The organism is Ottowia beijingensis (assembly GCF_042680925.1).
Lineage (GTDB): Bacteria > Pseudomonadota > Gammaproteobacteria > Burkholderiales > Burkholderiaceae_C > Ottowia > Ottowia beijingensis.
Genome location: NZ_JBHUEP010000006.1, coordinates 444,324 through 458,402, shown reverse-complemented (window position 1 = coordinate 458,402; position 14,079 = coordinate 444,324). Strand labels below are relative to the sequence as shown.

The window sequence follows — 14,079 nt, the reverse complement described above, 5'->3', positions numbered from 1 at the left end:
GCCATCGCCTGGAACGCTGTCCGCGATGGGAATGGAATCACTGTCCGCCATCAGTGGAATGCGCAGTAGCCGGTTTGGGCGAGCCGAAAGTGCTCTACCAAGTGCGGCGTGATGTCTCGCCAGCACTGCCCATTCAGGGCAGCGTCAGACACGAGAGCCACGTCGAGTTAGTGGTATCCGGCTCTCAGAGAATCGCGCAAGACGCGCCCTGGGAGCGGATGGCCAAGGTCGGCCCGGCCCGGAGGGCTCGTCGCGGGCGCTTCAACCGGGAGTGGAGGGGGGTGGCTTGGTGCCTTCTGCGCTTTGAGCAGTCAGAAACCTGCTGCGGAGATCGGGGCGCCGGCCCTGGATGTTGTGCGTGGGCGACAAACGCGACCGGGACCGATCGGTCGGTTTGTCTCAAAAAAGGACGCCAATCGGCACGCGTTCAGTACCAGGTCGCCCCCGGTCCGGAGTGTCGGGCTGCTGCCGTTGGTCTCCCAACTTGTGGTCAGCACGTCTTGCTGGCTTGCCGGCATCCGCCTTTTGAGTGGGTGGTGCCAGCGACCGCCGTTGTTGCGGCTCAGCTGCCCGTGATTGGTGGGTGGAGTCCCGCCACCACACCGGTCAGGCTGCACCAGGATATCGGGGCTTCTCAGGCAATCGCACGCAATGGGATCACGTCTGCGCCAGCAGCGAGTTTGTCGAGGTAGTCGGCCCAGCGCTGCATCATCTCTGTGCGCTGTTTCAAGTACGTGGTGCGGTTGTAGGCGCGTCCATTCGCATCCTTGACCGCATGTGCAAGCTGTGCCTCGATCACCAGCGGGTCGCATTCCAGTCGCTCGGCCAACATCGTCCGAGCCGTTGCCCTGAAGCCGTGCCAAGTCTGCACTTCTGACGTGTAACCCATGGCTATCAAGGCTGTACGCACAGAGTTTTCGCTGATCGGGCGATCATGGCTGCGCTCACCAGGGAAGACCTTGACGCCGTGCCCGGTGTAGCCATGAAGCCCCCTCAGAATCTCCACGGCCTGACTTGGCAAAGGTACCAAGTGCGGATCGCCGTGTTCCTTTCCGTCCTTGCTGCGCTTCATCCTCGCCGAAGGGATCGTCCATAGCCCCGCATCCAGGTCAATCTCCGACCATTCAGCCGCACGCAGTTCGCCGGGCCGCTGGAAAAGAATCGGGGCCAGTTGCAGAGCGGCGCGCACGATAGGGCCGCCCTTATATGCCCTGATTGCGCGGATCAATTCACCCAACTTCACTGGGTCGGTAATGGCTGCAAAGTGTTTGCCACGGTACCGCGACAGCGCGCCCTTCAGGTCGGCTGTGATGTCTCTCTCCGCCCGTCCCGTTGCCACCGCGTATCTCCACACTTGCCGGGCGAGCATCAGGCCACGGTCAGCAGTTTCCACAGCCCCGCGCGCCTCAACCTTGCGCAAGGCCGCCAACAACTCCATGGGCGTAAGTTCCACCATCCTGCGTTCCCCCAACCAGGGGAACAAGTCACGCTCCAACTGCCGCTTAGAGCGCACGGCGTGGGCCTCACTCCAATGTGGTTCCTGCTTCTCATACCACTCCAGCGCCACCACCTTGAAGGTATCGCCGGCCGGATTTGCGGCAACTAGCTTTTTGACTTTGCGAGCTTGCACCGGATCAACGCCGTCCGCCTTCTGCAGTTTCGCGACATCGCGCGCGCGCCGCGCCGCCGTCAACCCCACTGCAGGGTAGCTGCCCAGTGCCAGTCGCTTCTCCTTGCCTCCAATCCGGTACTTGAGAAACCAGCGTTTGGAGCCCTTCGGTGTCACTTCGAGATACAGGCCTCCAGCGTCAGCAAGCCGAGTTCGAGACTTCTCGGCAGGGCAGCTTGCCGTCTTGCATTGCACGTCAGTCAGCATGATGGGGGAACTCCCTTTCCGTTCTTGTTCCCCCAACGGGGGAAAAAATCACCTGTGTTCCCCCCGATGTTCCCCCTCTACCAACTGGATGTCAATGCGCTCCCTTGGACACCATTGGCACATAACCTATTGATTTACCAGGAAAAAGGCCGCCGGATGGACATCCTTGGCGGCCTTTGGATCAAAAAATGGTGGAGCTGGCGGGATTTGAACCCGCGTCCGCAAATCTTCCACGCCCAGTTCTACATGTTTAGCGGTCTGTTTTGAGTCTCGCCACCTCGATCGCGCAGTCGCACGCTATCGAAGCAGCCAGTGCCCTTGAATCTCGTTCACGCCCAAGGCACCCGGACGTGAACCAGCCGATGTGGATTCCCTCGCAGCCGGGAGGTCTTGCGACCCCCTTGCCCAGCCCATCGGCCTGCTGTTGCGAGGCTCACCGGTGTTTAGGCGGCGAGTGCGAAACGTTCGTCGTTTGCAGTTAGTTTTTTTCAGCGGTTTTACGAGGTGACTGAACCTCGACATGCCCTGAGGCGATTCCAACCCACGTCGAAACCAATGCAGCCCCTGTACCGGCTATTTTAGGCTGTATCGAACAAATTCAAGAGCTGGATGGGCGAATCGATGATGGCGTCCGCCAACCAGCGTGAAACATCGGCGCCGGCGCCAAGGTAGCCGTAACGTGCCGCCACGGTGGCCACGCCCGCGGCGCGCCCGGCCTGCATGTCGCGCTCGTCGTCGCCCACGTACACGCAATGCGCTGGTGACACGTTCATCTGTCGCATGGCCTCCTGCACCGGCGCGGGATGCGGCTTGATGTGCGGTGTGGTATCGCCGCAGACGATGGTGCCGGCGGCGCTGAACAGCGACATGGTTGCCGTGAGCGGAACAGTGAAGCGCCTCGACTTGTTGGTGACCACACCCCAGGCGATGCGTTGGCGCGTCAGCGTGAGCAGGAGTTGGTCGACCCCCTCGAACGGGCGGGTGAGGCGCGTCATGCGCTGCTCGTAGCGGTCGAAGAACTCTTCCTTCAAGGCGCCAAATTCGGCGTGCTCGGGGGTGACGCCGAACGCCGTGCCCAGCATGCCCCGGGCGCCGGCGCCCGCGTGGGCCCGGTACGCTTCGATGGGCAGCGACGGCAAACCACGCGCGACGCGCATCTCGTCGGCGGCCAGGCCCAGGTCGGCAGCGCTGTCGATGAGGGTGCCGTCGAGGTCGAACAGCACGCAGCGGATGTGACCGAACATCTGCGCACTCAGCCAGCGGCCGGCGGCTTGCGTGCTGCCAGCATGAAGTTGACGCTGGTATCGCGCGACAGCCGATAGCGGCGCGTGATGGGGTTGTATTCGAGACCACAGCTGTGCTGCAGGTCAAGCCCCGCCGCACGGCAGAACTGGCCCAGTTCGCTGGGGCGCAGCAGGCGCGCGTATTCGTGCGTGCCGCGTGGCACCAGGTTCAGCAAGTACTCGGCACCGACGATCGCGAGCAGAAAAGACTTGGGGTTGCGGTTGATGGTCGAGAAGAACACCCAGCCACCGGGTTTGACCAGTTGCGCGCAGGCGCGGACGATGGAGGCCGGGTCGGGCACGTGCTCCAGCATCTCCATGCAGGTGACGACGTCGAACTGGCCAGGCAATTCATCCGCCAGCGCTTCTGCCGAGATCTGTCGGTAGGCGATGTGGGGCGTGCCGGCCTCCAGCGCATGCAGTTGCGCAACCTTGAGGGATTTTTCCGCCAGATCGATGCCCAGCACATCCGCGCCTTTGCGCGCCATCGCGTCGGCCAGAATGCCGCCGCCACAACCCACGTCCAACACACGATGCCCGTTCAGCGGTGCGATGCTGTCGATCCATTCGAGGCGCAGGGGGTTGATGGCATGCAGGGGGCCGAACTCGCCCGCTTGGTCCCACCAGCGGTGCGCCAAGGACGAAAACTTGGCCAGTTCGGCATGGTCTACATTGGCTGTGTTCATGGCGGGCATTGTCCCATGCACGGGCCGCTGAACCAGAGCGGCTACTCAATCGCTCAGGCCATGGAACCGCGCAAACCTCGTGCGCTCTGCTGCCACTTCATCGTGCGTGATGCAGGCTTTTGGCGCATTCTCACCGCGTGACTTCCAGTAGCTGCGATACGCATGGCTTTGATAAGGGTCGGCGACGACGTAGCCGGCCTGCTCCGGGCAGCGCTGGGCGTCAGCGCAGTCACGCCATGTCGCACCGTAGATGACGCGCCCGTCCCGTGTCAGACCCGGGAACGCGCTGGCCAGCACCCGATGCTTGGCGTGCTCCAGCCTGAATGTCTGCCTGAGATCGCGGTCGTGCACATAAACATGGCCGAGATCGCTGTACGTCAGCCACGCGGAAGTGCCGGCGCGCGGGAAGCCAAACACGGCCTTGCTGGGCGACAGGCCCAGGTCTGCGCGCAGATCGCATGGGTGATCAAGCGCATCGGCGGCCGGCGCCAGCCCATAGACACGCATGGATGGCTGACCAGCACGCGGTGCTTGCGGAATGGCCGAGAACTCCGCGCCGTCAACCGACAGCATGGGCAGCGCATACACGTTGCCGTCGGCCGCGGCGCGATGGCCACAGATAAAGCGTGGGCCGACGGTATTGACGACCTTGGCAGTCGCCCCTGCATCCTGCACCTCGATGGCAGCCACTTGCAGAGGCCCGACGCCTTGCGCATCCGAATCGGCATTCTGGGGCCAGCTCAAAGATCGAATCTGCACGCGTTGGCCGCTTCCAGAAGAACCCTCCCCGCGGTCAACCCATGGTCCCAGTTCGGACGCTGCTGCGTAGAAGCCCGTCATTCCCCCCTTGAACAGTGGCTTGGCCGCTGTCTGCAGACGCGGAATGTCGCTGAAGCGATAGTGTTCGCCAGAAACGTCGACAAGGTATCGCCATGTGCCCTGGACAGGAAATGCCTCGTTGGAAAACGGCGTGCGATAAGCCTTGACAGCGCCGCTGGATGTTGCAGGCAGTTCCATCAAACTCACCTTGCCCAACTGAGCGCCAGAATACGAGCGCAGGATGAAACGTCCGTCCGGGCTGATGCGTTCGTACGTTCCCAACGCTGCTACGCCGTGCGTGTCGCGGCCAACGATGTGGGCGTCCAGCGGCAGATAGGTCAAGGGCGGAATGCATGCCGGCCCTGCGGCGTGAGCCATCGCCATGGCGGCGCCGACGCCCAGCGCCAGCACACCCGCATGCCGGCCACCCCTGAACGCCCTGTTCAACGGCATGACACGGCCTCCAGTTCGGTGCCCCGCGCTTGCAGCAGACCATGCCATGCAGCGTCCGGCATGACGCCGAGGATCGGCCACGGGTGCGCGCGCCCACAACGGACAACGATGGTGGCGGGAGAGTGATTCAGCACTTGACAAGCCCGCCCGGTATCCGGGTCGAGCGCGGGAGCTTCGGTCAACTCCATTGCGCCGGCAGCAGCGACAGCCTGCAGCCACTCATCCTGAGCAACCCGGGGATCGCGAAAGACAACGACGTGGAATCCAGCCTCGCGGGCCACCCCAGCCATCCGGCGCCATTCCTGCAGCGCGTAAGGCATGCGGGGTGACAGCACCATCTGCGCGACAGGCTGCGTCCCAGGCTCCATGCGTGAGAGCCCTGCTCGAAAGTCACAAGGCGCCTCAAGAGCCCCGGCGACGACGTGATCACCTTGCGAACCGGCATTCACCGCCGGAGCAAGGCCAAAAAGGGCACCAGAGATCAGGACGATGGCCCCAACGCCACGGCACTTCATCGCGCAGACAATTTCATCGGTCCAATGAAAAAAAGCCCCGGGAGCTGACGCTCCCAAGGCTCTTTGAGTAATGTCCGAAAAGGATCGGATTACTTCGTGGCGCGCGTGCCCACCACTTCCACTTCCACGCGACGGTTCTTCGCGCGGCCTTCGGCGGTACGGTTGTCAGCCACAGGCTGCTTTTCGCCCTTGCCTTCGGTGTAGATGCGGTTGCGCTCGATGCCCTTGGACACCAGGTAGGCCTTCACGGCTTCGGCACGGCGGACCGACAGGCGCTGGTTGTAGGCGTCAGAGCCGACCGAGTCGGTGTGACCCACAGCAATGATGACTTCCAGGTTGATGCCTTGGATCTTGCTGACCAGATCGTCCAGCTTGGCGCGGCCTTCGGGCTTCAGCACCGACTTGTCGAAGTCGAAGAAGGCGTCGGCAGCGTAGGTCACCTTCTGGGCGGCCAAAGGAGCAGGTGCGGGAGCAGGTGCCGGAGCAGCTGCGGCAGGAGCCGGAGCGGCGGCAGGAGCGGGAGCGGCGGCCTTCGGTGCTTCCAGAGCGCCATCGCAGCCAGGAGCAGCGGTAGCGGGCGTCCAGAAGGCATCGCGCCAGCACAGTTCGTTGGTGCCGTTCTTCCAGATCAGGTTGCCGTGGCCGCTGCGCCAGTTGTCGGAGTTGATCGTCGAGCCAGCTGCGAAGGCGGAACCAGCCACGGTTGCAACAGCGAACATGATCGCTACTTTGTTCAGTTTCTTCATGGTTCTCCTCATGGGGAAAAAAGCCGCAGCCGGGCTGCGATAAATCGGACGCTTCAAGTGACCACCACCAAAAACGTTGGATTGATTGTGCCACACGTCTTTGTGCATTCTTAACAGAACCGCGGCGCGCCCCGTCAGACAAGCGCTCAATTCAAGCCGAATGTTGCTGTGATACGACACCGCAAAGCGCCTAGAATCAGCGACTTTCGCCCGCTCGGGCGGGACTCTCTATATAGATATGACTTCATTCGCCAAAGAAACGCTCCCGATCAGTCTGGAAGAGGAGATGCGGCGAAGCTACCTGGATTACGCCATGAGCGTGATCGTGGGACGCGCACTTCCCGACGCACGTGACGGCCTGAAGCCGGTGCACCGCCGCGTGCTGTTCTCCATGCACGAGGCCAACAATGTCTGGAACCGTCCTTACGTGAAGTGCGCCCGGGTGGTCGGTGACGTGCTCGGCCGCTTTCACCCGCACGGCGACTCTGCCACTTATGAAGCACTGGTGCGCATGGCCCAGGACTTCTCCATGCGGTACCCACTGATCGACGGCCAAGGCAACTTCGGCTCGGTCGACGGCGACAGCGCCGCCGCTTACCGCTATACGGAATGCCGGCTGGAGAAGATCGCCGGCGAGATCCTCGCCGATATCGACAAGCAGACCGTCGACATGGTGCCCAACTACGACGGCAAGGAGCTGGAGCCCACCGTCCTGCCGACGCGCGTGCCCAACCTGCTGGTCAACGGCTCGGGCGGCATCGCGGTGGGTATGGCCACGAACATCCCGCCGCACAACCTCAACGAAGTGGTGGATGCCTGCCTGCATCTGCTGCGCCAGCCCGAAGCCAGCATCGACGAGCTGATGGAGATCGTGCCGGCGCCAGACTTCCCCACCGGGGGCATCATCTATGGCATCCAGGGCGTCAAGGACGGCTACCGCACCGGCCGTGGCCGTGTGGTGATGCGCGCCAAGGTGCACTTCGAGGACATCGACAAGGGTCAGCGCCAAGCCATCATCGTTGACGAACTCCCCTACCAGGTCAACAAGAAGACGCTGCAGGAGCGCATGGCCGAGCTGGTGCACGAGAAGAAGCTCGAAGGCATCAGCCACATCCAGGATGAGTCCGACAAGTCGGGCATGCGCCTGGTGATCGAGCTCAAGCGCGGCGAAGTGCCCGAGGTGGTGCTGAACAACCTGTACAAGCAGACGCAGCTGCAGGACACCTTCGGCGTCAACATGGTGGCGCTGATCGACGGTCAGCCCAAGCTGTGCAACCTGAAGGAACTGCTGCAGGTCTTCATCCAGCACCGCCGCGAAGTGGTGACGCGGCGCACGGTGTACGACCTGCGCAAGGCCCGCGAGCGGGGCCACGTGCTGGAAGGCCTGGCGGTGGCGCTGGCCAACATCGACGAGTTCATCCGCATCATCCGCGAATCGCCCACCCCGCCGGTGGCCAAGGCCGAGCTGATGGCGCGCAGCTGGGACAGCGCTTTGGTGCGCGAGATGCTGACGCGCACACGCGAGGACGGCGTCACCATTAGCGCCGACGACTACCGCCCGGATGACCTCGACCGTGCCTACGGTTTGCAGGCGGATGGCCTGTATCGCCTGTCGGACACGCAGGCGCAGGAAATCCTGCAGATGCGTCTGCAGCGCCTGACGGGGCTGGAGCAAGACAAGATCGTTGCCGAATACAAGGAAGTGATGTCCGAGATCGAGGATCTGCTCGACATCCTGGCCAAGCCGGCGCGCGTATCGACCATCATCAGCGAGGAGTTGACCGCGCTGAAGACCGAGTTCGGCCAGACCAAGGAAGGTGCGCGCCGCTCCACCATCGAGCACAACGCGCAGGACTTGGCCACCGAAGACCTGATCACGCCGACCGACATGGTGGTGACGCTGAGCCATACCGGCTACATCAAGGCGCAGCCCCTGAGCGAGTACCGCGCCCAGAAGCGCGGCGGCCGCGGCAAGCAGGCCACGGCGACCAAGGAAGACGACTGGATCGACCAGCTCTTCATCGCCAACACGCACGACTACATCCTGGGCTTTTCCAACCGCGGGCGGCTGTACTGGCTCAAGGTGTGGGAAGTCCCCTCGGGCTCGCGCGGCTCGCGCGGGCGCCCCATCGTCAACATGTTCCCGCTGGCCGAGGGCGAAAAGATCAACGTCGTGCTGCCGCTCACTGGTGAAGCACGCAGCTTCCCGGAGAACCGCTACGTCTTCATGGCGACGTCGATGGGCACCGTCAAGAAGACCGCGCTGCCCGAGTTCAGCAACCCGCGCAAGGCCGGCATCATCGCCGTCGACCTGGACGAAGGCGATTACCTGATCGGCGCCGCACTGACGGACGGCGAGCACGACGTGATGCTGTTCTCCGATGGCGGCAAAGCCGTGCGCTTCGACGAGAACGACGTGCGCCCCATGGGCCGCAACGCGCGCGGCGTGCGCGGCATGCAGCTGGAAGAGGGCCAGAGCGTCATCGCCATGCTGGTGGCCGACGCCGAGGCAGCCGAACCCGGCACGGAACCAAACGCCCGCAACAGCGTTCTGACCGCCACCGAGAACGGTTACGGAAAGCGCACCAACATTACCGAATACACACGCCACGGCCGTGGCACCAAAGGCATGATCGCCATCCAGCAGAGCGAGCGCAACGGCAAGGTCGTCGCCGCGACCCTCGTCGGCGTTGAGGATGAGATCATGCTGATCACCGACAAGGGCGTGCTGGTGCGCACCCGCGTGGCCGAGATTCGCGAGATGGGGCGCGCCACGCAGGGCGTCACCCTCATCGCCCTCGACGACGGCGCTCAGCTGAGCGGCCTGCAGCGCATCGTCGAGAACGATGCGCAGGAAGCCGCAACCGATGAACCCCAGGATCCCCCAATGGAGTAAACCTTGAAAGTCACTTATCTTCGCCTTCCTGCTGCTATCGTATTGGCAGCTGCTTGCGCACTATCCATGCCGGCTACAGCCCAAAATGATGGCAAACGTGCCTTGGCCACCAAGCTGGCGCAAATCCAGCTGAAGGCCGACAGTGCAGCGCTGGCCGAGCAGTTGACCGCCACCGCGGTGCAGCCGGTGCTGGCCAACTGGTCGCAACGCCTGGACGAAACCGTGCCGCCGGCCAAGCAGAAAGAAGTACGCGACAAGCTGGATGTCGAGTTGAAGAAGTTCGCGGACAGCACGCACAAGACCGTGGAAGCCCAGGTCGGCAAGGCTGGCGAAGCCGCGCTGGTGCCGATCTTCATGGAGAAGCTCACCGAAGACGAACTGAAGACCATCATCGCCTACCTCGAATCGCCGGTCAGCACCAAGTTTCAGGCACTGGGCCCAGAAGCCACCAACGCCTGGGCCAAGCGCGTGATCGACGCCACCCGCAGTTCAGTTGAAGCTGGTGCCAAGAACTTCGACACGGCAGCGAACCGCATCGTCAGTGCCAGTACGGGCTCTTCCAACGGCGGCAAGAAGTAAGAAACCGGCTCACCCCATGCTGCGCCGGCAACCTGCCGGCGCATTGTCGTTTTCCGGAGCATTCTGATCCCATGAGTTCGCCACCTCCCATCCAGTCCGAAGCACTGGCCAGGCTTCGGGTGCAGATCGACAGCCTGGACGCCCAGTTGCTGTCGCTGCTGAATCAGCGCGCCCGAGTGGCCGAAGAGGTGGGCGACCTCAAGCGCGAAGAAGGCACGCCTTTTTTCCGCCCCGATCGCGTGGCGCAGGTCATCGAGAAGATACAGGCCGCCAACCCAGGGCCGCTGCTGAACCAGCACGTGGCCGCCATCTGGCGCGAGATCATGTCCGCCTGCCTGGCACTGGAAGTGCCGCAGCGCGTGGCGGTGCTTGGTCCGCAAGGCACGTTCTGCGAGCAGGCTGCCATCGAATTCTTCGGCAGCGCCGCCAACCTGATCTACTGCAACAGCTTCGACGAGGTGTTCCACGCCACGGCCGCCGGCACTTCGCAATTCGGCGTGGTGGGCATGGAGAACTCCACCGAGGGCGTGGTGGCGCGCTCGTTCGACCTGTTCCTGCATTCACCCGTGCACACCGTGGGCGAGGTCAGCCTGCTCGTGCGCCACAACCTGCTGCGGCAGGTCAATTCGCTCGAAGGCATCGAGGTCGTGCTGGCCCATCCCCAGGCCCTGATGCAGTGCCAGGGCTGGCTGTCAGAGCATCTGCCGAAGGCCGAGCGCCGCGCGGTGTCCAGCAACGCCGAAGGCGCTCGCCTGGCGTCCACCAACCCGGCCTGGGCCGGCCTGGCCAGCGAGCGAGCCGCATCGCGGTTCGGGCTGCACATCGTCGCCCATGCCATCCAGGACGAGGCCTACAACCGCACGCGCTTCGCCGTGATCTGCCTGCCGCAGACCCTGGCGATGCCCGCCGCCACTGCACGCGACTGCACCAGCATCGTGGTGTCGGTGCCCAACAAGCCCGGCTCGGTGCACGACATGCTGACTCCGTTGAAAAAGCACGGAGTCTCGATGACGCGCCTGGAGTCGCGCCCGGCCAAGTCCGGCAAATGGGAATACTATTTCTACATCGACCTGCAGGGGCACCCGAGCCAGCCCAACGTGGCGGCAGCACTGGCCGAACTTCAGGCCTACTGCGCGTTCTACAAGATGCTGGGCGCCTACCCTCTCGGACAAGATGTTTGAACAACTCGGACTGATCGGCTGCGGCCTGATGGGCGGCTCGTTCGCCCTGGCGCTCAAGCGCGCCGGCCTGGTGCGCCGGGTCGTCGGCTACAGCAAGTCGCCCTCCACCACCGCGCGGGCCTTGCAACTGGGCGTGATCGATGTCGAGGCGCCGTCTGCCCTGCTCGCCGTCTCTGGTGCCGATCTGGTGCTGCTGGCCGTGCCCGTGGCCGCCACCGAAACCACGCTGAAAGCCATCCGCCACCTCGTCAGTCCCGACATGCTGATCATGGACGTCGGCTCCAGCAAGCGCGATGTGGTCGACGCCGCGCGCCGCGTGCTCAAGCATGACGTCGGCGTGTTCGTGCCCTGCCACCCGATCACCGGCCGCGAAGTGTCGGGCGTCGAGAATGCCGACGCCGGTCTGTACGCCGGCAGGCAGGTCATCCTCACGCCGATCGAGCGCACCCTGACCACCAAGCTCGACCAGGCCGTCGCCCTGTGGCGCGCGCTCGGCTGCGAGGTGGTCACGATGTCGCCCGAGGCACACGACGCCGCCTTCGCCGCGGTCAGCCACCTGCCGCACCTGCTGGCGTTCGCGCTCATGAACAGCATCACCGGCCAGCCCGAAGGCAAGGACTACCTCTCGATGGCGGGTCCGGGGTTCCGCGACTTCAGCCGCATTGCTGCGGCTGATCCGCAGATGTGGCGCGACGTGCTGATCGCCAACCGCGAGGAGCTGGCGCGCCAGACCGAGCAATTCCAGCTCGCCCTGGCTGAATTCCAGCACTTGATCGTCAATGGCCAGGCCGACGAACTGGAGCGCCTGATCAACCGCGCCAGCCACGCACGGGCCAACTGGCGCGTGTCACCCGGCGCACGTTGACGCCGCTTCACCCCCGTGTTCGATACCGAATTTCTCGACATACCGGCGCTGCGCTCTGTCTCCGGTACGGTGCGCCTGCCCGGCTCCAAGAGCATCTCCAACCGCGTGCTGCTGCTGGCGGCGCTGTGCGAAGGTCGGACCACCGTCCACGATCTGCTCGACTCCGACGATACGCGCGTGATGCTGCAGGCCTTGCGGCAGCTGGGTTGCAGTGTGACGGTCGAGGGCGCAACCGCCGTCATCAATGGCTTGGGCAGTCGCCCGCGCCAGCCGCAGGCCGACTTGTTCCTGGGCAACGCCGGCACGGCCATGCGACCTCTGACGGCCGCACTGGCGGTGCTGGGTGGCGACTACACGCTCAGCGGGATTCCACGCATGCACGAGCGGCCCATCGGCGACCTGGTCAATGCGCTGCGGGCCGTGGGCTGCCGCGTCGACTACCTCGGCCAGGAAGGCTACCCGCCGCTGCGCATCGGCCAGCCCCAGTTGCGGCTCGGCCAGCCGATCCCCGTGCGCGGCGACGTGTCCAGCCAGTTCCTCACAGCGCTGCTGATGGCCCTGCCGCTGGCTGCGCAGACGCAGGATGTCGTCGTTGACGTCGTGGGCGAGCTGATCTCCAAGCCCTACATCGACATCACGCTGCAGCTGCTGGCGCGCTTCGGCGTGCAGGTGCGGCGCGAGAACTGGGCACGCTTCGTCATCCCCGCAGGCAGCCGCTACCAGTCGCCCGGCCAAATCCATGTCGAAGCCGACGCTTCTTCAGCTAGTTATTTCATAGCTGCTGGCGCTTTATCGGCGCCGCCTGAAGGCCAGAAAGGCTTGAAAATAGAGGGCGTGGGCGAAACCTCCATCCAGGGCGACATCCGCTTCGTCGAAGCCGCACGGATGATGGGCGCCGAGATTCAAAGCGGTCCCAATTGGCTTCACGTGCGGCGCGGCCAGTGGCCGTTGAAGGCCATCGACTTGGATTGCAACCACATCCCCGACGCGGCGATGACGCTGGCGGTGATGGCACTCTATGCCGACGGTCCGACCACGCTGCGCAACATCGCCAGCTGGCGCGTGAAGGAAACCGACCGCATCGCCGCCATGGCCACCGAGCTGCGCAAGCTGGGTGCGGAGGTCGAGGAAGGCGCCGACTTCATCCGCGTGATGCCATTGCCCGACGCTGGCGCCTGGCGCGCGGCGTCGATCCACACCTACGACGACCACCGCATGGCCATGTGCGGCTCGCTGGCAGCCTTCAATCCCGCCGGCCTGCCGGTGCGCATCGAAGACCCCAAGTGCGTCGCCAAGACCTTCCCGGATTACCTCGAAACACTGTTCGCCATCGCACAGCCAGCAGGTGCCGTGCCCGTCATCTGCATCGACGGCCCCACGGCCTCCGGCAAGGGCACGCTGGCCAGCGAAGTGGCGCGCCGGCTGGGCTATCACTACCTCGACTCCGGTTCGCTGTACCGGCTCACCGGCTTGGCCGCTCGCCGCGCGCAGCTGGAACCCGATCCGTGCAACGAGGCAGCAATCAGCGCCCTGGCCCAGTCCCTGCCGGTGCGCTTTGTGGCCGATCGCATCCTGCTCGGCGACGAGGACGTCAGCGACGCCATTCGCACCGAAGCTGCAGGCATGGATGCATCATGCGTTTCCGCCTTGCCTAGCGTGCGCCAGTCGCTCCTGAATTTGCAGCACGGCTTTGCCTGCCTGCCCGGCCTGGTGGCCGATGGGCGCGACATGGGCACCACCATCTTTCCGCAGGCGGCGCTCAAGGTCTATCTCACTGCCGGTGCTGCGCAGCGCGCCGAAAGGCGCCATAAGCAATTGATTTCCAAGGGAATTCCTGCTAATATCAACAGTCTTCGCGCCGACTTGGAAGCGCGCGATGCGCGGGATCAGTCCCGCACCGCATCGCCTCTCAAGCCCGCGCAAGACGCCCTGCTGCTGGACAACTCGCAGCTGACGGTCGAGGAATCGGTCGATCAGGTGCTCCGCTGGTGGCAGGAGAGGCAGCCGTTTCGCACCTCCTGAAGGTGTGGCTGCCCACCCGGTCAAGACACGTTGCTGCGCCTTGACCGGCCACCCGCCCCATTGGCTTCCCTCCGCGCGTTCAAGCGCACTGAGTCCATGGGTTGTTCAACCTGACCGCGGTCCTGCCGCAAACCACGTCCCCGCCACCAGCCTTTAGA

General features: G+C 64.2%; 11 protein-coding genes and 1 other RNA gene. 5 read left to right on the top strand and 7 right to left on the bottom strand.

Annotated features, from left to right (window positions below):
* Positions 1–634 precede the first annotated feature (634 nt).
* The 7 genes from ACFSCU_RS09390 to ompA all read right to left on the bottom strand — a co-directional run bounded on the left by ACFSCU_RS09390 (position 635) and on the right by ompA (position 6,378).
* Complete coding sequence (locus tag ACFSCU_RS09390; protein WP_377560518.1) at positions 635–1,876, bottom strand: tyrosine-type recombinase/integrase; 1,242 nt, start codon at positions 1,874–1,876, stop codon at positions 635–637.
* A 189-nt stretch (positions 1,877–2,065) separates the two neighbouring features.
* Positions 2,066–2,441, bottom strand: a transfer-messenger RNA (tmRNA) gene (gene ssrA / locus ACFSCU_RS09385).
* A gap of 13 nt (positions 2,442–2,454) precedes the next feature.
* On the bottom strand, positions 2,455–3,120 hold the full coding sequence (locus ACFSCU_RS09380; protein ID WP_377560517.1) for an HAD family hydrolase: 666 nt from the start codon (positions 3,118–3,120) through the stop codon (positions 2,455–2,457).
* An 8-nt stretch (positions 3,121–3,128) separates the two neighbouring features.
* Complete coding sequence (gene ubiG / locus ACFSCU_RS09375; RefSeq protein WP_377560516.1) at positions 3,129–3,845, bottom strand: bifunctional 2-polyprenyl-6-hydroxyphenol methylase/3-demethylubiquinol 3-O-methyltransferase UbiG; 717 nt, start codon at positions 3,843–3,845, stop codon at positions 3,129–3,131.
* Positions 3,846–3,890: 45 nt separating this feature from the next.
* Positions 3,891–5,117, bottom strand: coding sequence for a hypothetical protein (locus ACFSCU_RS09370; RefSeq protein WP_333705919.1), 1,227 nt, complete (start codon positions 5,115–5,117; stop codon positions 3,891–3,893).
* The gene (locus tag ACFSCU_RS09365) at positions 5,108–5,437 is read right to left on the bottom strand and encodes a hypothetical protein (protein ID WP_180549661.1); all 330 of its coding nucleotides are present in this window, start codon (positions 5,435–5,437) and stop codon (positions 5,108–5,110) included. Before ACFSCU_RS09365 ends, ACFSCU_RS09370 begins: the two co-directional genes overlap by 10 nt.
* A 284-nt stretch (positions 5,438–5,721) precedes the next feature.
* A complete protein-coding gene (gene ompA, locus ACFSCU_RS09360; protein ID WP_180551678.1) occupies positions 5,722–6,378 on the bottom strand; it encodes an outer membrane protein OmpA in 657 nt (218 codons plus the stop codon).
* Between the two features lie 238 nt (positions 6,379–6,616).
* Here ompA and gyrA point away from each other — a divergent pair, with 238 nt between their 5' ends.
* The 5 genes from gyrA to ACFSCU_RS09335 all read left to right on the top strand — a co-directional run bounded on the left by gyrA (position 6,617) and on the right by ACFSCU_RS09335 (position 13,921).
* Positions 6,617–9,274: a DNA gyrase subunit A gene (gene gyrA, locus ACFSCU_RS09355; protein ID WP_377560514.1), complete on the top strand. Its 2,658-nt coding sequence runs from the start codon at positions 6,617–6,619 to the stop codon at positions 9,272–9,274.
* A 102-nt stretch (positions 9,275–9,376) separates the two neighbouring features.
* Positions 9,377–9,853 carry a DUF2059 domain-containing protein gene (locus ACFSCU_RS09350; protein ID WP_180549662.1) on the top strand — a complete coding sequence of 159 codons (477 nt, stop codon included), beginning with the start codon at positions 9,377–9,379 and terminating at the stop codon, positions 9,851–9,853.
* 71 nt (positions 9,854–9,924) lie between these two features.
* A complete protein-coding gene (gene pheA / locus ACFSCU_RS09345; RefSeq protein ID WP_377560513.1) occupies positions 9,925–11,034 on the top strand; it encodes a prephenate dehydratase in 1,110 nt (369 codons plus the stop codon).
* Positions 11,027–11,899, top strand: coding sequence for a prephenate dehydrogenase (locus ACFSCU_RS09340; protein ID WP_180549663.1), 873 nt, complete (start codon positions 11,027–11,029; stop codon positions 11,897–11,899). Before pheA ends, ACFSCU_RS09340 begins: the two co-directional genes overlap by 8 nt.
* A 15-nt stretch (positions 11,900–11,914) precedes the next feature.
* Complete coding sequence (locus ACFSCU_RS09335) at positions 11,915–13,921, top strand: bifunctional 3-phosphoshikimate 1-carboxyvinyltransferase/cytidylate kinase (protein ID WP_377560511.1); 2,007 nt, start codon at positions 11,915–11,917, stop codon at positions 13,919–13,921.
* Positions 13,922–14,079: the final 158 nt, after the last annotated feature.